The sequence below is a fragment of the Parasutterella sp. genome (genome assembly GCF_057870745.1).
The window spans coordinates 19,490-37,556 of sequence record NZ_DBMALT010000015.1 but is presented as its reverse complement, the minus strand read 5'-3'; the positions used below and the strand labels follow the sequence as shown (position 1 = coordinate 37,556).

General features: G+C 50.6%; 17 protein-coding genes. 3 read left to right on the top strand and 14 right to left on the bottom strand.

Annotated features, from left to right (window positions below):
* Positions 1 to 28 precede the first annotated feature (28 nt).
* Positions 29 to 2,674 (top strand): DNA mismatch repair protein MutS, encoded by a 2,646-nt coding sequence (mutS, locus tag ACZND6_RS05695; RefSeq protein ID WP_489524464.1) that lies wholly within the window; start codon positions 29 to 31, stop codon positions 2,672 to 2,674.
* 72 nt (positions 2,675 to 2,746) lie between these two features.
* On the opposite strand, the gene ACZND6_RS05690 is transcribed toward mutS, so the two are convergent.
* From ACZND6_RS05690 to ACZND6_RS05655, 8 genes are all read right to left on the bottom strand, one after another.
* Positions 2,747 to 3,265: an FKBP-type peptidyl-prolyl cis-trans isomerase gene (locus tag ACZND6_RS05690; RefSeq protein WP_008811790.1), complete on the bottom strand. Its 519-nt coding sequence runs from the start codon at positions 3,263 to 3,265 to the stop codon at positions 2,747 to 2,749.
* 79 nt (positions 3,266 to 3,344) lie between these two features.
* The gene (locus tag ACZND6_RS05685) at positions 3,345 to 3,821 is read right to left on the bottom strand and encodes a pyridoxamine 5'-phosphate oxidase family protein (protein ID WP_008811789.1); all 477 of its coding nucleotides are present in this window, start codon (positions 3,819 to 3,821) and stop codon (positions 3,345 to 3,347) included.
* Positions 3,822 to 3,885: 64 nt separating this feature from the next.
* Positions 3,886 to 5,058: an NlpB/DapX family lipoprotein gene (gene bamC, locus ACZND6_RS05680; protein WP_008811788.1), complete on the bottom strand. Its 1,173-nt coding sequence runs from the start codon at positions 5,056 to 5,058 to the stop codon at positions 3,886 to 3,888.
* A gap of 93 nt (positions 5,059 to 5,151) precedes the next feature.
* On the bottom strand, positions 5,152 to 6,033 hold the full coding sequence (dapA, locus tag ACZND6_RS05675; RefSeq protein WP_008863292.1) for a 4-hydroxy-tetrahydrodipicolinate synthase: 882 nt from the start codon (positions 6,031 to 6,033) through the stop codon (positions 5,152 to 5,154).
* A gap of 104 nt (positions 6,034 to 6,137) precedes the next feature.
* The gene (locus ACZND6_RS05670) at positions 6,138 to 6,728 is read right to left on the bottom strand and encodes a class I SAM-dependent methyltransferase (protein WP_008863293.1); all 591 of its coding nucleotides are present in this window, start codon (positions 6,726 to 6,728) and stop codon (positions 6,138 to 6,140) included.
* 18 nt (positions 6,729 to 6,746) lie between these two features.
* Positions 6,747 to 7,400 carry a site-2 protease family protein gene (locus ACZND6_RS05665; protein WP_278383859.1) on the bottom strand — a complete coding sequence of 218 codons (654 nt, stop codon included), beginning with the start codon at positions 7,398 to 7,400 and terminating at the stop codon, positions 6,747 to 6,749.
* Positions 7,401 to 7,437: 37 nt separating this feature from the next.
* Entirely contained in the window at positions 7,438 to 8,061 is a 624-nt protein-coding gene (locus ACZND6_RS05660) for an L-threonylcarbamoyladenylate synthase (protein ID WP_008811784.1), read from the bottom strand.
* An 80-nt stretch (positions 8,062 to 8,141) separates the two neighbouring features.
* The gene (locus ACZND6_RS05655; RefSeq protein WP_008863296.1) at positions 8,142 to 8,987 is read right to left on the bottom strand and encodes a phosphatase; all 846 of its coding nucleotides are present in this window, start codon (positions 8,985 to 8,987) and stop codon (positions 8,142 to 8,144) included.
* 135 nt (positions 8,988 to 9,122) lie between these two features.
* On the opposite strand from ACZND6_RS05655, the gene hslO reads away from it, so the two are divergent.
* The gene (gene hslO / locus ACZND6_RS05650) at positions 9,123 to 10,073 is read left to right on the top strand and encodes an Hsp33 family molecular chaperone HslO (protein ID WP_008863297.1); all 951 of its coding nucleotides are present in this window, start codon (positions 9,123 to 9,125) and stop codon (positions 10,071 to 10,073) included.
* A gap of 89 nt (positions 10,074 to 10,162) precedes the next feature.
* Here hslO and ACZND6_RS05645 read toward each other — a convergent pair whose 3' ends face one another.
* From ACZND6_RS05645 to ACZND6_RS05630, 4 genes are all read right to left on the bottom strand, one after another.
* Positions 10,163 to 10,570 (bottom strand): cytochrome c3 family protein, encoded by a 408-nt coding sequence (locus ACZND6_RS05645; protein WP_489524463.1) that lies wholly within the window; start codon positions 10,568 to 10,570, stop codon positions 10,163 to 10,165.
* A gap of 9 nt (positions 10,571 to 10,579) precedes the next feature.
* Positions 10,580 to 12,109 (bottom strand): FAD-dependent oxidoreductase, encoded by a 1,530-nt coding sequence (locus tag ACZND6_RS05640; protein ID WP_489524462.1) that lies wholly within the window; start codon positions 12,107 to 12,109, stop codon positions 10,580 to 10,582.
* A 100-nt stretch (positions 12,110 to 12,209) separates the two neighbouring features.
* Positions 12,210 to 12,923 (bottom strand): response regulator transcription factor, encoded by a 714-nt coding sequence (locus ACZND6_RS05635; RefSeq protein ID WP_008811779.1) that lies wholly within the window; start codon positions 12,921 to 12,923, stop codon positions 12,210 to 12,212.
* On the bottom strand, positions 12,920 to 14,944 hold the full coding sequence (locus tag ACZND6_RS05630) for a sensor histidine kinase (RefSeq protein WP_279173551.1): 2,025 nt from the start codon (positions 14,942 to 14,944) through the stop codon (positions 12,920 to 12,922). The genes ACZND6_RS05635 and ACZND6_RS05630 overlap by 4 nt, the downstream gene beginning before the upstream one ends.
* 210 nt (positions 14,945 to 15,154) lie before the next feature.
* Here ACZND6_RS05630 and ACZND6_RS05625 point away from each other — a divergent pair, with 210 nt between their 5' ends.
* Positions 15,155 to 15,916, top strand: a complete 762-nt coding sequence (locus ACZND6_RS05625; protein ID WP_278661259.1) for a sulfite exporter TauE/SafE family protein — start codon at positions 15,155 to 15,157, stop codon at positions 15,914 to 15,916.
* On the opposite strand, the gene alr is transcribed toward ACZND6_RS05625, so the two are convergent.
* Together alr and ACZND6_RS05615 are read right to left on the bottom strand one after the other, a co-directional pair.
* Positions 15,909 to 16,991 carry an alanine racemase gene (gene alr / locus ACZND6_RS05620; protein ID WP_489524461.1) on the bottom strand — a complete coding sequence of 361 codons (1,083 nt, stop codon included), beginning with the start codon at positions 16,989 to 16,991 and terminating at the stop codon, positions 15,909 to 15,911. The genes ACZND6_RS05625 and alr overlap by 8 nt on opposite strands.
* 80 nt (positions 16,992 to 17,071) lie before the next feature.
* Positions 17,072 to 17,974, bottom strand: a complete 903-nt coding sequence (locus ACZND6_RS05615; protein ID WP_489524460.1) for a ZIP family metal transporter — start codon at positions 17,972 to 17,974, stop codon at positions 17,072 to 17,074.
* Positions 17,975 to 18,067 lie beyond the last annotated feature (93 nt).

Genomic DNA, 18,067 nt, shown 5'->3' with positions numbered 1-18,067 from the left:
ACGAACGCCACTTATTATCCAAGTATCAATGTCCGACAAGTCTATCGCCTCGATTGCCAATATTAGTGAACAGGATTTGCTGAGCTTTACGCCTGCAATGCGTCAGTTTATTCAAATCAAACGCGACAATCCGACCTTATTGATCATGTATCGAATGGGCGACTTCTACGAAACTTTTTTCGAAGACGCCGAACTCGTCCATAGAGTGCTCGGGCTGACGCTGACTTCGCGTTCGTCCACCAACTCCGGGACTCGTATCCCAATGGCCGGCATTCCCTACATGACGCTGGATCAGTATCTGGTCCGTTTGGTCAATCAAGGCTTCAGTGTCGGCATCTGCGAGCAACTCGGTACCCCGGGCAAAGGTTTGATGGAAAGAAAGCTGGTTCGTACGATCACGCCAGGAACGCTGACAGACGAAAGCCTTCTCAACGACCGCTCGGAGAGCACACTGCTCGCCGTGTACATTCAAGGCAAGGGAAGCGCTGTCGGATTAGCCTGGATGACGATTTCTTCCGGTGTCTTCAAGGCGATGGAAACCACCGAGGCCGGTCTTCTGAACGAAATCGAACGCATCAATCCGTCTGAAATTTTGATTGCAGACCATGACCGCGAACTTGCTGAAGAGCGTTTCCCGGATCGTTCTGTATCTGCCCTTCCCGACTGGCACTTTGATCGAATTCGAGCAGAAAAGACCCTGCTGAAGCAATTCGGAACCTCCACCCTTGAGCCTTTCGGAATCGCCGACTCCGACCTCTTGATTACTGCGGCCGGAGTGGTAGCGGAATATGCCCGTTCCACCCAGGGAACCGACTTAACGCACATCACGGCCATTACCCGCGAGACGGACAACGACCACTTAGGCCTTGATGCTGCCTCCCGCAGAAACCTTGAAATTGTCCGTACGCTGCGTGGAGAGCAGACCAATACGCTCTTCTCGACGTTGGACCATTGCCGGACGGCGATGGGAAGCCGCCGTCTTGCTTCCTGGCTGACTTCGCCCTGTCGAGATCAGTCTGAAGCCACCAAACGGTCGGATGCTGTCGAGATTCTTTTGGGCTCGATGGAAAAGCTGGAAAACATTAACGAGTTCCTAAAAAGCATTCCCGACTTTGAACGAACCGCTACGCGTATCGCTTTAGGCTCAGTCAAACCTCGTGAACTTGCTGCTTTGCGGGACGCGCTGCCGTCGCTCAACGTAATAGCCGAGAACCTGTCGGATCTTGATTCCGAACTTCTCAAAGAAACCGCGGAAGAGTTGCCGCTCCCCGAAGAGCTTTATCAGCTTCTTTGCGCTTCTCTAAAAAAAGAACCGAGCACCTTTATCCGCGACGGCAATGTTATTGCCGAAGGATTTAATGCTGAGCTTGACGAACTTCGCGCCCTTAAAAATCACGGCGGTCAATTCTTAGTTGACTACGAGGCCCGTGAAAAAGAACGAACAGGCATTCCCAATCTTCGAGTGGAATTCAACAGCGTTCAAGGCTACTTCATTGAAGTCCCTAAAGGCCAAATTGATAAAGTCCCTGCGGATTACCGCCGGCGCCAAACCCTCAAAAACGTTGAACGCTACATCACGCCGGAACTCAAAGCATTTGAGGACAAAGCCGTCAGCGCAGAGGAACGATCCAAAGCTTTGGAAAAGCAGCTTTACGAAGAGCTCATTCTTAAGTGCAAGCCCTTCTGCCAGGATCTTTTGAATTCCGCTCACGGCGTCAGCGCCCTTGATGCGCTTTCTTCTTTTGCTCAGCACGCCGATACCTACCGCTGGATTAAACCGAATTTTGTTCCGGTGACCTCTGTGGAGATTAAGGGTGCCCGACACCCGGTTGTCGAAGAAACGATCGAGAACTACGTACCGAATGACTGCGACCTCGATGCCCAGCACCGTCTGCACGTCATTACCGGACCGAACATGGGTGGTAAATCAACGTACATGCGTTCCATCGCGCTGATTGTTCTTTTAGCTTACAGCGGTAGCTTTGTTCCCGCAGAGAGCGCGGACATCGGCGTCATCGATAAAATTCTGACTCGTATCGGTGCCGCAGACGATCTGGCAAGGGGACTTTCCACGTTCATGGTGGAGATGACCGAAACCGCTTCGATCCTCCGCCAGGCGACCGATAAGAGCCTAGTCCTTATGGACGAAGTCGGACGCGGAACTTCTACCTTTGACGGATTGTCTTTGGCAGCCGCAATCGCGGAAGATTTAGTTGTGAACTGCAGAAGCCTGACGCTGTTTGCAACGCATTATTTTGAGCTGACGCAGTTAGAAAAGACGCTCCCAGATGTCGTCAACGTTCATGTGGCGGCCGCTGAAAGTTCGAAGAACATTGTCTTCCTGCACGAAATCCGACCCGGCGCCGCCAATCAAAGCTACGGTATCGCTGTAGCCAAGCTGGCGGGCATTCCGAGAAGTGTGATTCGAGGTGCACAAAAGGTGCTCTTAAAACTTGAAGAACGTGCGGCTCAAACGGATGATAAACAGCTCGACCTCTTTGTTGCGTCTGAGGCCTCGTCAACAGTCTTCCCGGAAGAAGAACTCCCCGAAGAAGATCCGACTCTGCTCGAACTCAGAGACCAGCTCGCGGATGTTTCCATGGATGATCTCTCTCCGCGCCAGGCTTGGGAATTATTGGCCGATCTGCAAAAGAAAGCCAAAGAGACGAAATAGTATTTTTCTGTCTTTTTAATGCGAATGGCTCGACCTTTGTCGAGCCATTCGCATATTTGATTCTTCGGTGAATCAGTGTTTGGTTTCTGAAGCCTCTTTGACCAGATCTGCGACCTCCAGCAGTTCCGGCGCTTCCATTTCTTCGACTTCTTCCGGCGTGGCTTTTTCGACCTTGAGGACTCTAACGACAAACTTCAGAGCCCAGCCGGCAAACGGATGATTACCGTCTAAGAAGACGTGATTTTCATCGCTGCCGATCACGGTATAAAATCTTCCGTCGCTCGGTTCTCCGGGAACGCCTTCGACTTTCATACCGGGTTCAACATTGTCACCGAGTAAATTCAGCGGAACGGAGCGAATCAGTTCCGGTTCGCTTTCCCCGAAAGCATCTTCCGGCTCCAGCGTCAGCGTAACGGTATCTCGTGCCTTCTTACCCATCAAGGCCTGTTCAAGTTTCGGGAAAATATCATTGTGTCCGAACAACACTTGCCAGCCTTCTTCCGGGCCTTCCTGTAATTGATTTCCGGTGAGATCAAAAACATCGATCTTCAGCCAAGCAACCGTATCTTTTCCAATTACTGTTTCTGCCATGGTTTTAAACCTTCCTTTTTGACTGCGCTCATCCTACCAGTCTGAAGCGTTATAAAGGCTTTCGATCACCTCAGAACGGTTATTTCACGCAGATCTTGCAGCTGTATTCGTCACACTCTAAGCAGAACATCGTGACGAAGTTTTCCGCACCTTCCGGGAAGGAAGGCACCACTCCGGTCTGGTGGCGATAGAAAACTTCGAGCGCGTGACGGGCTTCCGAGCCCTGAAGGATTTTCATCGTTCCGTTGGCCATGATGCTTTGGAAAGCCGAGCCGCTCTTGCAAGGAATTTCGGGATCAATGACGACGCGTTCTCCGCACTCCATAATCGCAGCCACTTTATTGCAGATGCCGCGGATGATGGAAACTTTTTTACCATCGAGCGCGCTGTGGCTGTAGAGGCGAAGCTTCCCTTCAGGCGTAAATTCATAACCGAAGTTCATGATCACTGCGTACGGTTTTTCTCCATCCCACATGGCGTAGCTCACGATTTTGCAGCGATCAAGAATCACTTTCATCTTCTGAACATCAGTAACTTCGCGGTCAGTTCGGCGCAATTTATTTTCTCCTATGAAAAAGCCGACGTTTTAAGGGCGCCGGCTTCGAATTTGATTTGAATTTTTATCTGACTTGTTCTTGGAGCAGATTCAGAATTCTTGCAGAAGTGCTCAAAGGATCGGTCTTATCACTGTCAGGCATTGCGGTGACAGTTGTCTTATTGCCGTCAGAAACAAGTTTGACACGATAAAGCGGTGCATCGACGGGTTTTTCTTTCGAGAACCAGCGGCTGAAGAGGCCTTCGTCGTTGCGCTTCTTAACTTCGTAGTCCGGATCCAGATAGCGGATGTAGTAGATACCGGCAGAGCGGTCACGGTCTTCAATGTTCAGACCGACACGATCAAGGCCGACGCCCACGCGTCTCCAGGCGCGGTCAAAGTCTTCGTCGATTTCCAGGGCTTCCGTCTTGCCGTCAGCTCCCTTGATTTCACGGCTGATATAAACTGGAGCGGCTTTCTGCAGTGCAGGCTGTTTTTCGATTTCTTCTCTGGTCTTCTGCTTCGGATTGAAGTCATTTTCCAAGCGCAGAGACAAGCGAGTCAGCATTTCGGCTTCAAGTTCTTTGTCAGCCGGAGCCGGCTGCCAGGCAGTGTGTTCTTCGCTGGAGCTGGTATAGACCTCAACCATGCGGCGGTTCGTGATGTAAATATCGGTACCGCCGTTTGCATTGCGTTCAATACGAGTGCGGTAACGGTCACGTTCGCCGGTGGAGTAAACGGAGTCGAGAAGCTTGCCGAGCGTAGCTCGGATAATGTCCTGCGGCAAATTGGCTTTGTTTTCTGCCCAGTTGGTTTCCATCACGCCGGCGCGCGGATCTTCTCGTTCAACCTGAAGACCGACTGAAGGCCAGAAGTCCAGCAGAGATTCCCAAACCTGTTCCGGAGGCAGGTTGACTTGGATATATCTTTCACTGCCGTCTTTAACAATTTTTGTCACGACGGTTGTGGGAAGAACCGGAGCGGTGCCGTTCTCAACAGCGGCGCCGGAAGCGTTCTTGCGAGCCTGCTCGGTTTCAGCAACCTGAGTAGCCGTAACGGTCTGAGTCTTACCGGGAACGGTAAAACGATCGTCCATCGGGAGCTGTGAAAGATCAGGCGGAATTTCTAACGGAGCGCGGCTGGTTGTGCTCTCGTACTGAATCTTTTCGTCTGTAAATTTAGAACCCAAGTACTGACATCCGGTCAAAGAGGCCGCAATGACGGCAACAGTACAGGCACGCAGAGGAAATCTGCTCATTTAGTCACTCCAACTCCCTGGAAAATCGGGAAAATTAAAACTATTAAGGCGGTAATTTTAGCTTATACCGCCTCTTTCGTGGTGCTCAGTGAATTAGATGCATCCGCCGACCATCAATGCACGCTCAACCTGCTCGTGTTTCGAGGGGGAAAGCGGTGTCAGCGGGAGACGGATTCCGGGAGGAATGAGTCCCATTCTGTGAAGGGCCCACTTCGGAACGATCGGGTTCGGTTCACAGAAAAGTTCTTTGTGCAGCGGCATCAGGCGATCATTAATTTCACGAGCGCCCATGACATCGTTGGCCAAGGCCATCGCGCACATGCGGCTCATGAGTTCCGGAGCCACATTGGCAGTCACGGAAATAACACCGGCGCCGCCCATCAGCATCAAAGCTAAAGCGGAATCATCGTTGCCGCTGTAAATCGCAAATTCACGATCTTTCGGCAGACGGCTCAAGAGTTCGGAAGCGCGGCCCAAATCACCGGTTGCGTCTTTCAAACCGATAATGTTCGGAAGCTCCAGCAGACGAAGCACCGTGTCATTCTTCAAATCGGCAACCGTTCTTCCGGGAACGTTGTAGAGAATAATAGGAATATCAACTGCATCGGAAATTGCTTTGAAATGCTGGAAGAGACCTTCCTGTGTCGGCTTGTTGTAATAAGGAACAACTTGAAGTGTCGCATCTGCGCCGACGGAAGCTGCATAAGCGGAAAGCTCGATGGCTTCCTTCGTAGAGTTAGAACCTGTTCCGGCGATCACGGGGATGCGGCCGGCTGCCGTTTCAACGGCGACACGAACAAGTTCGTTATGTTCGTCATAATCAACCGTCGGGCTTTCGCCGGTTGTACCGACGGCAACGATGGCGTTAGTGCCGGCGGCGATGTGCATTTCAATGAGGTTGCGGTAAGAGTCGTAGTCAATGGTGCCGTCTTCGAACATCGGCGAGACCAGTGCAACAATACTGCCTTTAATCATTATCAGTCACTCCTTGAGGTGAGATCCTTGGTTGGTTTATCAAATTCATTGTATAGAAGTTATGGAGCCTAACGAGGCTCCATAATCATTGATTTCACTAAGATTTATTCTTTTGGCAGGATCACCGGAACATTTTTCCCGTTGATCGGCTTTCTAGCCACAAACCGCTGGAAGCAGTCGCCCTTTTCAATCAGCGACTCTTCGTATGCGAACACTTCCAGCGTATCCCGGAAAGCATCAATGAGTTCCAAAGGCTCCAGTACAAAATCCGGGCTCTTTGCGCGATTGCCGTCAAACCCTTCAAAGGGAAGCATGAAGGTTTCATAAATAAGGTATCCGCCCCGCTTTAACGATTTGACCAGATGCGGAAAAAGCGAGCGCTCCAGGTAGAAGCTCACGACGATCACGTCGAATACTTCATCCTCGAACGGCCACGGAGCCCCTTCTAAATCCGCCTGCATAAACGTCGCGCCCGGAATTACCTCAATGTAAGGTCTGCAGCGCTCATCGATATCCAAACTCGTCACTTGGTTGCCGAAAGAAGCCAAGAGCTTAGTGTTTCGGCCGGCGCCGCAGGCCATATCCAGCACCTTAGCGTTGGGAGAAAAGAGCGGACAAAAACGTTTGATCCACGCAGAAGGCTCAGCGTTTAATCCTTTAACGGCATGCTCGGACGGAATGTAAGGTGCTCTCATGATGTGCTTATCCTCGAACTAAATGAACCACTGAACGATTGCCTGTCCCATCCTCATGAACGGATGCATAAGGAAGGACAAAGTTCCCGTCAGAATCAGCGCAAACAAAATCCACATTCCGTACGGCTCGATTCTTGAGTACTGCCAAGCCATTCCCGGAGGCAGAAGACCGGTAACAATGCGGCCTCCGTCCAGAGGAGGAATCGGAATCAGGTTCAATGCCATGAGCACGATGTTGCAGCTGACGCCGGCCACACACATTTTTATGAAGAAGTCTTCGTAAATGCCCATGGAGATCAAAATTTTGAGTGCGATGGCCCAAAGGATGGCTTGGATCAGATTGGCGCCGGGACCGGCTGCCGCCACCCAGATCATGTCGGTTTTAGGATTGCGCAGATTGCGGAAATTGATCGGTACGGGTTTTGCCCAACCGAACACAATGCCGCTCATGCCGGTCAGCGCACTGCCGATCAGCAGCGCACCCGGAACCAAGATCGTTCCTACCGGGTCAATATGCTTGATCGGGTTCAGCGTTAAGCGGCCGAGCATGTAGGCCGTCTGGTCGCCACAGAGCTTAGCGACGTAACCGTGCGCCGTTTCATGAATCGTGATCGCAAAAATCAAAGGGATCGCGTAAACCGCGATCGTCTGAACAATTGAAGAAATGTCCATATGCTTCTTTAGAGGAGCTGATTAGATGGGAGCTTTGTTAAAGGCCTAAGGCAGAAACCGAGCCTAAGCCTTCACGGATAACTTCGGGTTCGTCTCCGGAAAGATCGACCACTGTCGTATCACCGATTACGGAAGTGCCGTCATCCAAAATGAAAGCCAGCTGGTCACCGATTCGATCCTGAATTTCCCAAGCGGAAGAAAGCGGTTCCTCCTCGCCCGGCATGATGACCGTCGTGCCGACAAGAGGCTCTCCGATCTTTTCCAGCAAAGCGTGCAGTGCTTTATTAGACGGAACTCTTAAACCGATGGTCTTCTTAGACGGATGAGAAAGGCGACGGGGCACTTCTTTAGTCGCTTCCAAAATGAAGGTGTATGGCCCCGGCGTGACGCTTTTTGCCATGCGGTAGCCGGTATTGTTGACGCGAGCGAGCTTGCTCATCTGAGACAGAGAGTCACAGAAAAGCGTGAAGTGCTTCTTCTCGCTCAGCTGACGAATCAGACGAATCTTATCCAGCGCTTCTTTGTCGTCCAAACGGCAAACCAAAGAAAAACCGGTGTCGGTAGAAACAGCAGCCACCTGCCCTTTTGTCAGGAGCTTCGCGGCTTGTTCGATGCGATGAGGCTGAGGGCTCTCAGGCATCACTTGCAATATGTATCCCATTACTTTGACCTTTTCTATATATAAATTCGGGCGAAGAGAAACCGCCTGATTTTTAGGTCAGTATTGTATAGGTGTGCGGTTCATGACGCGCGAAAATGATTCCAAACGGGCTCAACTGTTCTCGGTAAATCGCCTTGAAGACCGGGCTCGCAGCGGTTCATAGGACGGTGGAAGTCACTGCCGGTAGAGGCCCAAAGATTTCTCGACTGAGCGAAATCGCAAAAAAGCAAATTCTGTCCGGGGGTATGGCTTCCCGTCGTCACCTCAATCGCGTGGCCTCCCGCTTCGGTAAACTCCTTGAACATGCTGTCGAATTCCCATTCATTAAGCTTGTATCGGCCCGGGTGAGCTAGAACGGGAATACCTTTTGCCTTGAGAATCGCCGAGGTTGCTTCATGGATGGAGGTTTTAGCGCGTTCTACGTAACCGGGTTTACCGCGGGAGAGATACTTGGAGAAGGCGGCGTTGTAATCTTCGACATAACCGTTTTGTGCGAGCCACGCGGCAAAGTGCGGACGTCCGATGAGTCGGGGATTCGTCACAATTTCCAAAACGCCTTCCCAAACGCCTTTCATGCCAAGCCTCTCTAATTTTTCGGCTATCTGCACTGCTCTTTCAAACCGGTTAGCGCGGATGCGTCCTAAGAGCGCCTGGAGCATTTCATCTTCAGGATCAAAATCGAGCCCCACCACATGAATGGAAACTTCCCCGTAATCGGCGCTGATTTCTACCCCGTTCGCAAACTGGAGCCCGTGCTGAGCGGCCGCTGCTTTCATGCGTTCAAGTCCGCCCGTCTCATCATGGTCAGTCAGCGAGATCAGCTCGACGCCGTTATTTTTAGCTCGAATAACCAATTCTTCGGGTTCTTCCACACCATCCGAAAATGTCGAATGCATATGCAGATCTGCGCGTTTAATTTGCTTCATCAACGACCATCCATCAGTGAAACGCTTAGCTCTTTGTCCGTTTTGAACATATCGGGGGTATACCCCGAGCGAGCGAAATACTAAAATTCACGAGTTAGTGAAAATATGTATAAGTTTAGGTAACCACATCAATCTATGACAGAAAATAAAAAAGAAAATCTTAACAACCGCATGATTAAATTTTTGTTCGAGGGTGCGCCGGTTCGCGGTGCCTGCGTACAAATGGCCGAAGAATGGCAGGAGATGATTAAATTCCATCACTATCCTGAAAACGTGGCCGCTTTGCTCGGACAGTTCACAGCCGGGGCTCTTCTTCTTTCGAGCACCATCAAGTTTGAGGGCAGCCTGATTCTTCAGGTTAAGGGTTCCGGCCCGATCGCCTTCATTTACGCCGAAGTCCGCAATCCGATGAGCGTTCGCGCAATGGCCGAAATCCGTGAAGGTGCGGAAATTAAGCCGGAAATGGATCTGCAGGAACTGATCAACAAAGACGGTAAAGGTCTCTGCGCCCTGATCCTTGACCCGAAGGACCGCAGACCGGGAGTTCAGCCTTACCAAGGCATGGTTTCTCTGGAAAGCAACTCCGTTGCCGAAAATCTTGAAAACTACATGGCCAAGAGCGAACAGCTCGAAACCAAGCTTTATCTTGCCGCTGACAGCAAGAAACTCGGCGGCCTTGTCATTCAGAAAATGCCGTCGGTGGGCGGCAACGTTAGCGAAATTTCAGATCCGGATGCCTGGGGGAGAATCCTGCAGCTCGCTCACACCGTTACTAAGGATGAGCTGCTCAACGTTCCTGCGACAGATGTTCTTCATCGCCTCTTCTGGCAGGAAAAACTCGTTCCCGTCGCAGAAACCGACATCACTTTTGAATGCAACTGCTCCCGCGACAAGACTGACAGCATGCTGCTGCAGTTGGGCAAGCAGGAATGCATGGATATTCTGAAGGCAGAAGGCAAGATTGAAGTTAACTGCCGATTCTGCAACCGCAAGCAGGTTTACACACCCGAAGAAGTGGAAGCCTTATTCGTGGAGCCGAATATTGATGCTGCCGCCATGGGAACCGACCCGAAACGTCCTCAGTAATTTTTGACAGCTTCCCATAAAAAGGGCTCGGCTGAAGATACAGTAGTCGAGCTTTTTTGGTCTCTAGGAGAGACCAAGGAGGGATTCTTTTACTTCGGATCTTTCATATTCCAAGCTTTGACGTCATGGCAGGTGGCGCAGTCGTTAACGCTCGGACGATGTTCACGGTGGCAGTCGGTGCAGTCTTCCGTCTTGCCGAAGTGATAGCTGTCATGAGGATTGATTCGGGCGAGGTGCTCTTTGACTTCGCCGGTCTTCGGATTCTTCATGCGTGAAATGTAGTTGAAGCGGTCGGTTTTTTGGGCCAGCTGATCCTGGTTATGGCAGGTCTGACACTGTTTTGTTTCGACCGGTTCAAACTTTCCGGTGGTATGACACTGCGTGCAGTTCACACCGCGCTGAGCATGCTTGCTGGACTGCGGCATTCCAGCGGCCTGAACGGACATAGCGAAAACGGACGAGCAGATTAAGAGTGCGGCTTTATAAATAAATTTCATGGCTTCCTCCTAGATACTTTTGCGTTGAGCGGCACTTTCACCGGCAATCATGCCGAAGACTGCGCATTCAGGCATCGAGCAGCCGGTCATACGTTCCTGACCGTGCAGTCCGCCGCTGGCTTCTCCGACCACATACAAACCTTCGATCGGTTTACCGTCTTTCAGCGCAATTGCTCTGCCTTGTAAATCCGTGCGGATTCCACCCGGTGTGTAGTTCAGTCTGGGGTTAATGACCATCGCAAAGAGCGGTCCCTTCAGGTCGAGCGCTTCAACCTTGCGGCCGGAACGTTCAAGCGGTTTATCAAACTGAGCGTCCTTGCCTTCCGTGATCATGGCGTTGTATTTAACAAGCTCGTCTTCAACGACCTTTGGATCAGCGCCGAAAGCCTTGCAAAGTTCGCTCAGATTGTCGTACTTGACCATTGTGCCGTCGATGCCGTTTAAGCCGTTAAGGCTGCGCTGGACACGGTTGAGGTTGTGGAATTTACCCAGAGATTTTTCATCGTAGATGATGAACGGTTTCTTGTCTCCGTTCTGCAGTCTCTTCAGAAGAACCGCCTGTGCAAGCGCATTTCTTGTTAAGCCTTCATTGATGAAGCGGCGACCGGTGGCGGGATCGACCATCATGCCCCAAATCATATCTTCCGTCGGCAGCGGATAAGCAAAGCGAAAGAGAGACAAGTGCATCGGCTGGGCACCGGCGTTAACTAAAATCTTCAGAGCTCCGGCGGTTGCGCCCGGGTTTGTGGTGGTTGCAACGCCTGCTAAGAACGGAACCTCTGAAGAGCGGAATGCTTTGTCTCTGGCGTAGCCGCCGGTAGCGAAAATCACGCCTTTCTTAGCTTCGATGCGTTTTTCCACACCGGTCTTGTTTTCGTTGTCGTCGGTTTCAGGGGTATCAAAGAAATATTTTTCTCTGACCTTGACGCCGACCGCGACGCCTTTATGGTTAAAGAGAACTTCATCGGCCTTCACATGGGTGCGGACAGTGACGTTCTTCAAACCTTTCATGTAAGTCCACAGAGCATTCAGCAGACCGGCTCCGTCACCTTCGGAAACGAGAACACGAGGCTGAGAGTGACCGCCTAATTTCAGCAGGCGGCCGTCCCACTTGACGCCGCGCTGTGTCATGAAAGCTTCGGCGCGGGCAGTGTTCTTTGCCATTTCAAGGGCCTTTTCATAATCGCCCATGTTGCCCGAGACTTTATACATATCGGAGGCGAGCTGCTCAGGCGTGTCTTTGACGCCTTTAGCCTTTTGAGCGGGAGAACCGACACAGGCAAAGTTCAGACCGCTGATGCGGGATGTACCGCCGAGGCGGCTCATCTTTTCAATCATTAAAACATTAGCGCCTTTATCGGCGGCGGAAAGTGCGGCCATCGTTCCGGCAATACCGCTGCCTACGACGATCACGTCGAAGCTTTCATCGAATTTGGGTTTGACAGCTTCGGCGGCAACGGCCGGAGTGGAACCGATAACTGCAGCCGCAAGCAGAGATCCTTGGAGAAACGAGCGACGCTTCAAAGCGGATGTTGTCATATTTTTCCTCTTGTTATGGTTTGAGGTGGTCTATGACTGTTATTTTCTAAAAATAAACTTTCAGCGCCGCCAAAAAAAAATCGAAAAGATTACAAAAACATTACAAGTCCTCTTCCGAAAGGTCTTCGATGTAATAACCGATCCCTGAATAAGAGGAAATGGCCGAGCCCGGGAAACCTGCCGCCGTCAGTTTCTTTCTTATTCTGGAGAGGGACACACGCAAATAGTTGAGTTCTCCGATAAACTCAGGCCCCCAAACTCGCCGAAGCAAATCTTCGTGTGTAAAGATGGTTCCCGGCCGTTTAACCAAGATAAACAGAAGACGGAACTCAGTATCGGCAAGCCTAATTTCCTGATCCTTGTATCGGCATGTACGTTTATCGGGATCCATAACGAGAGGTCCGTTAACTGCCTGTACGGTCGCTGCCGGCCCGGTCTTCACGCCGCCGGAGCGTCTCAGGATAGCTCGGATGCGAGCCGTCATTTCTTCGATGGAAAATGGTTTGACGACATAGTCGTCGGCCCCGAGTTCCAAGGCTTGGGTTTTCTTAGCAATTTCTTCTCGAGCCGAAAGCATGATCACGGGAATTGACGATTTCTTTCTCAATTCTGCTAGGAACGCCATACCGTCGATCTCAGGCATCATGTAATCGAGAATAATCAGATCGCAATGACCGTTCTTTAAGTATTCCGAAGCGCTCATTGCCGAGTCTGCCACGGCTACATCAAATCCTTCTGCCTCTAGAGAGCGGGAAAGCAGTCTGCGGATTTTGCTTTCATCATCAACAATCAAAATCGTCGTTCTTTCCGTCATTCTTCTTCCTCATTTGCTGTCTCTGTCGGAAGCGCCGGCAGCTCAAGCGTAAAGACCGTTCCTTCGCCTAAAGTACTTGCGACCGTGACCTTTCCTTTATGCAGAAGCACCAATTCCTTAGTAATGTATAAGCCCAAACCCGTTCCGCCGATTTTTCTAGCGGAATCCATTCTGACTTGATAAAACCGATCGAAGATCTTATCCAGCGCCGACTCGGGCACTCCTATACCGTCGTCTTCCACCATGAGTTCCAGGAAATCTCCTAACTTCCGGGTTTGAATTTTCACTCGGCAGACACTGCCCTCTTTCCGGTATTTATAGGCATTCGAGAGAAGATTCTGAATGATCTGCATAAATGCCTGTTTGTCCACGTTGGCAGCCGCAGCATCCGGCGAAATTTCCAAGGAACATTCAAAATCTTTAAAGCCGGAAAAATGTTTGAGCGCTTTTCGTATCATGGGCTTAATCAAACAGAATTCCGGGTGAATTTCATAAGAGCCTGTCTGAAGTTTGGCAACATCCAGCCAACGAGAGATCATGTCTTTCATTTCGTCGGCGCTTTCCAGAAGCTCGGCGGCCGTCTCTTTACTCTCTGGGTCCTGAACCGTTTTGACCAGGCATTCTGCCGCCATGCGCACCCCGGCGAGCGGCGTTTTAAGTTCATGGGCAGCGATTCCGATCAGTTCATCCTTTAATCGGTCAATTTGAACTTCTGAAGTCGCATCGCGAGCGATTACACAGAACACATCTTTGGTCCCGCTCTCAAACATACGCAGTTCCAAATCATAAACACCGGAATGAATGAAAAGATGCTTATCAGGACTCTGATGCATTTCTTTTACCAGGGCTAAAAAGCGTTTCCGTGCTTCGTTCTCTGACAAGTTAAGCAGACGAACAGCCGAAGGATTACGAAAACGCATTTCCAGCTTTTGGTTAAACAAGACAATCCCTTCATTCATATCTGAGAAGAGAGAAGTCAAAAGCGCTTCATGCCGCTGAATCGTTTCAACCTGAGCCTTCACCTTAGCCTCAAGCGAGGAATTCAACTCCTTAAGACGTGTCTGAGCTGTCAGTAGTCTTTCCTGCATCCGTCCGTACGTGCGCTGCAGCTGAACAAGCTCTCTCGGCGACTTAATTTTTTCGCTTTTATCCGGAAGGATTCTTGCGGCCGTCATTTGACGCGTCAGTTTTTCAACAGCCCGAACTACTGAAATCGAAGCTAAAAAGCCGATCACAATCGCAGCTAGGAAAGTCGCGAGCCAAACAAATACATTGCGTATGAAAAGCTGGACCAAAACCGTCTTTCGATCAACGGTTCGTGAGAATACACCCACAGACCAATCCGTAACCGCTAAGGGACGCACATAACCGTAATATTCGGCATTCGAGAAAGTGAAGCTGCGGTGCGTTCTTTCTTCAATCGAGAGATTGTGAAGCGGAACCGACTTGCCGGAAGAAAAGATAACCTCTCCGTTTCTGCCGAAAATGCCGATTTGATAAGCATCCGTGGCCAAGCCTTTTAAAACCTGAGCGGCAATCTGCTCAAGATCAAGGGCGGCAACGGCCAAACCCACGAAACGTCCGTTGGAATAAACAGGCTTGGTAATATTCACAATCTTACGGTCGGAAGCTCCGACCGCTTGAACGAGTCCAGAAACCGATATGCCGTCCTTAACATAAGGATTCTTCCAGTGAGAGCGATCTTTATGTGAAACGCCGATATTAGATTCACCGCGCTTGTTTTTTCGAGGAGAAAAAGCCACGCTCACAGCGGAGGGATCGTCGAAATGCATATTCAGGATATCCGGCGAAGCCTTGCAAAGCTCTTCTAATATCAAACTCAGTTTCTCAGCGGGCTCTCCTTCTTCGGATTTCAAGATTTCCGCAGCAGCGGTTACCAAGGAAACGGCATTGTCGACCTTGGCTTCCAGACGCTCAGACACTAATAAAGAGATCTCCGCTCTCGTGCGATCGTCCTCAGTGAATTCTCTTTCAACCGCAACGTATTGAAGCCATCCCATGACCAAACAGGGAATGGTTACGGCCGCAGCCGAGATAAAAAATAATAGAGTCCGGAAACGCATGGGAACTTGGAAGAAATCGCTTTTTTAGATTATCTCCCGAGACCCTCAAGGACTCCCTGAGGATTTTTACCTAAGAAAGTTTTAGGTTTTGATAATCCCGGACGAGCATAATTTCTTCATTACAAAAACACTGCCTCGATCCGAATCATGGACATCACGCTTACCGTCATACTCGTCTGCTTTGTTGTTTTCTTTATTGCAGGCTTTGTCGATGCTATTGCGGGCGGAGGCGGTCTCATCACGATGCCGGTCCTTTTGCTGTTGGGCATACCCGCTCACTACACGCTCGGAACCGGAAAGCTCGCTTCCAGCCTCGGTTCAATTACGGCATTGATTACCTTCTGGAAAAGAGGCGCCGTCATCAAAGAAGTCGTCCTATTGGGCGTTATTTCTTCTTACTTCGGCGCAGTAATTGCCTCTGCGACGACACTTCTCATTTCCAATGAGAAGATGACGATCATCATGATTTTTCTTCTGCCAGTTGCGATTCTCCTTTCGCTTTTCTGCGGAACGCTCAAACTGACGGAAGAAGACCTTCCAAAGAAAGGGTTATGGTGGAGAGTCTCGGTAATCGGTTTGTCCGTCGGTTTCTATGAAGGCTTTTTCGGTCCCGGCGCCGGAAGTTTCTTTTTGATCGGCATTCACCTCTTGCTCAAGGCCGGTTTGGTTAAAGCTTCCGGTACGGCAAAAGCATTCAATATCGCCGCCAACTTAGGCGCGGTCACAACGTTTGCTTCCGCAGGAACGCTTTATTACTCGCTGGCTCTCCCTTGCGCGGTTGCCAGCATCTTGGGCAACCGCTTAGGCGCAATCTATGCCGTCAAAATCGGTCCGACGCTCGTACGCAGCATGCTCTACTTCGTGTTAGTCATGTTGCTGATTTCTCTGATAACGCGATTCGTTATTTAATTAGGACGCGGGGTACACGCTGGTTCACGTCGCAAATAAGTTCATAGCCGATCGTGCCGAATCCCTTTGCGACTTCATTGACCGGCAGGTTCTTACCCCAGATTTCCACTTTGGAACCCAACCGGACATTGGGCAGATCGGTGACGTCAATCGTCAGCATGTCCATGGAAACGTTTCCGATAACAGGTACTCTTTTGCCCTCAACGACCACCTCTCTGTGCGGATTGTCTTTACGCGGATAACCGTCGGCATACCCGCAGGCTACCACGGCGAGTTTCGTCGGTCGATGAGCAATAAACTTAGAGCCGTAGCCGCAGGCTTCGCCCGGCTGAAGATCCTGGAAGGCAATGATTTCGCTCTCCAGTGTCATGACGGGATCAATACCCAGAGACTGTGAAGAAACATTGCCGTCGGGGCTGACGCCGTACATGGCAATACCTGCGCGCACAGCCTCGTCTCCGGCTTCATGCCACAAAATGCCGCCCGTGTTGGATAAGCACATCGGCAGAAGTCCGCGCAGTTGTATCAATGCAGCAAGCTGATTCTGGACGGTAACCGGTTTGTCCTGTGCGTAAGTAACTTCAGCATTGGCAAAGTGCGCCAACAGATCGACAACTTCTACCTTAGGAATATTATTCAGGCGGAACAAAACTTGAGGAATCGCCTCCGGTCTGAAGCCCAAACGGTTCATACCGGTATTGCACTTCAAGTGCACGCGAAGCGTGTTTTTGAGTTCGGCTTTTTCCAGCCATTCAATCTGTCTTTCGTTGTGAATGACGGTTTCAAATCCGTACTCATCAGCCATCTCGATGTCAGAGGCCGCAAAGATGCCTTCAATTAACAATACCGCTTTGGCCCAGCCGGCTTTGCGGATATCCACACCTTCTTTCGGATCAAGAAGCGCTAACCCGTCAACCCAGTTGTCGAAGGTCGGAAGCAGACCGATCAGACCGTGACCATATGCGTTGGCCTTAACAACGCCCCATAAAAAACGATTGCCGCTTTTTGCGCGAAGCAAAGACAAATTCTTTTCCAGTGCGTATGTATCGATGAGGGCTCTAATCGGTCTTGTCATTCTTTTTCCTATCTCGCTGAAAGCTATTGCGATATTTTAGAGTGAACTGCAAACCGACAGAGACCGAAGCAAAGATTTTTCTAGCTGAATATTTTTTCCAAAATCATCATCAGGCCGAAGCCGCACATCAAACCGATCGTGGCCGTACTGTGATGGCCTCTGCGGTGTGTTTCAGGAATCACTTCGTGGAAAACGACAAACATCATGGCGCCGGCAGATAACGCCAGTCCCAGCGGATAGACATAGCCCAACCCGCCGGCAAGGCTCACGCCGAAAAGTGCGCCGACCGGTTCCATCAGACCCGAGAACACTCCGATCCCCACTGCCTTCGCGCGTGAAATGTGAGTCGAGCAAAGAGCGAGTACGATCGCCAGACCTTCCGGAAAGTCCTGCAGAGCAATAGCAATCGTGAGCGGCACACCGATCTGCATGTCTTCTGCTGAAAAAGATATGCCCATCGCCAGGCCTTCCGGGATGTTGTGAATGATGATGGCAAGAACAAAGAGCCAGATGCCGCTTTTGACTTCGATCTCCGGACCTTCATAATTCTGACCTCCGTGCTCATGAGGAGTCAGCGCATTAATGATCAGGAGGAAGACAACACCAAGAAAAACTCCGAAGAGTACCCAAAGCGTTGCTGCTAATTCAGAAGTGAACAGCTTTTCACTGGTTTCGATACTCGGAAGCAAAAGCGAGAAGATCGCTGCTGCAAGCATCATGCCGGCCGAACTGCCAAGCATCCAGTCTTCGGCTTTATCGGAAAGTTTATGAAGATAAAAACCCGGCAGGGAGCCTAAGGCCGTCGCACCGAAACCGACCATACCGGCGATAAAGGCGTAAAGCGGGGCCTTAGCACCGTAAACCGTCATATCGTAAATCGCTTTCAGGCAAAAGAAAGCGACAAGTGCAAACAGAAGCAGACATCCGTAAAACCATCCGCGATGCTCCTTTGCGTAGCGTGCCACCGTCATCGGTTTACTCATGTTCACTCCTAACAAAAAGATCCGACTTCGTCATTCTTATGACTCTCAACTCTCAATTTTGAAATCGAGACTACTCTCGTTTGCGGCTAGGAA

Excerpts from the sequence above, each read along its gene's own strand:
- mutS (WP_489524464.1), top strand. The coding sequence starts at position 29 with ATGTCCGACAAGTCTATCGCCTCGATTGCCAATATTAGTGAACAGGAT.
- ACZND6_RS05690 (WP_008811790.1), bottom strand. The coding sequence starts at position 3,265 with ATGGCAGAAACAGTAATTGGAAAAGATACGGTTGCTTGGCTGAAGATC.
- bamC (WP_008811788.1), bottom strand. The coding sequence starts at position 5,058 with ATGAGCAGATTTCCTCTGCGTGCCTGTACTGTTGCCGTCATTGCGGCC.
- dapA (WP_008863292.1), bottom strand. The coding sequence starts at position 6,033 with ATGATTAAAGGCAGTATTGTTGCACTGGTCTCGCCGATGTTCGAAGAC.
- ACZND6_RS05670 (WP_008863293.1), bottom strand. The coding sequence starts at position 6,728 with ATGAGAGCACCTTACATTCCGTCCGAGCATGCCGTTAAAGGATTAAAC.
- ACZND6_RS05665 (WP_278383859.1), bottom strand. The coding sequence starts at position 7,400 with ATGGACATTTCTTCAATTGTTCAGACGATCGCGGTTTACGCGATCCCT.
- ACZND6_RS05660 (WP_008811784.1), bottom strand. The coding sequence starts at position 8,061 with ATGGGATACATATTGCAAGTGATGCCTGAGAGCCCTCAGCCTCATCGC.
- ACZND6_RS05655 (WP_008863296.1), bottom strand. The coding sequence starts at position 8,987 with ATGAAGCAAATTAAACGCGCAGATCTGCATATGCATTCGACATTTTCG.
- hslO (WP_008863297.1), top strand. The coding sequence starts at position 9,123 with ATGACAGAAAATAAAAAAGAAAATCTTAACAACCGCATGATTAAATTT.
- ACZND6_RS05645 (WP_489524463.1), bottom strand. The coding sequence starts at position 10,570 with ATGAAATTTATTTATAAAGCCGCACTCTTAATCTGCTCGTCCGTTTTC.
- ACZND6_RS05640 (WP_489524462.1), bottom strand. The coding sequence starts at position 12,109 with ATGACAACATCCGCTTTGAAGCGTCGCTCGTTTCTCCAAGGATCTCTG.
- ACZND6_RS05635 (WP_008811779.1), bottom strand. The coding sequence starts at position 12,923 with ATGACGGAAAGAACGACGATTTTGATTGTTGATGATGAAAGCAAAATC.
- ACZND6_RS05630 (WP_279173551.1), bottom strand. The coding sequence starts at position 14,944 with ATGGGATGGCTTCAATACGTTGCGGTTGAAAGAGAATTCACTGAGGAC.
- ACZND6_RS05625 (WP_278661259.1), top strand. The coding sequence starts at position 15,155 with ATGGACATCACGCTTACCGTCATACTCGTCTGCTTTGTTGTTTTCTTT.
- alr (WP_489524461.1), bottom strand. The coding sequence starts at position 16,991 with ATGACAAGACCGATTAGAGCCCTCATCGATACATACGCACTGGAAAAG.
- ACZND6_RS05615 (WP_489524460.1), bottom strand. The coding sequence starts at position 17,974 with ATGAGTAAACCGATGACGGTGGCACGCTACGCAAAGGAGCATCGCGGA.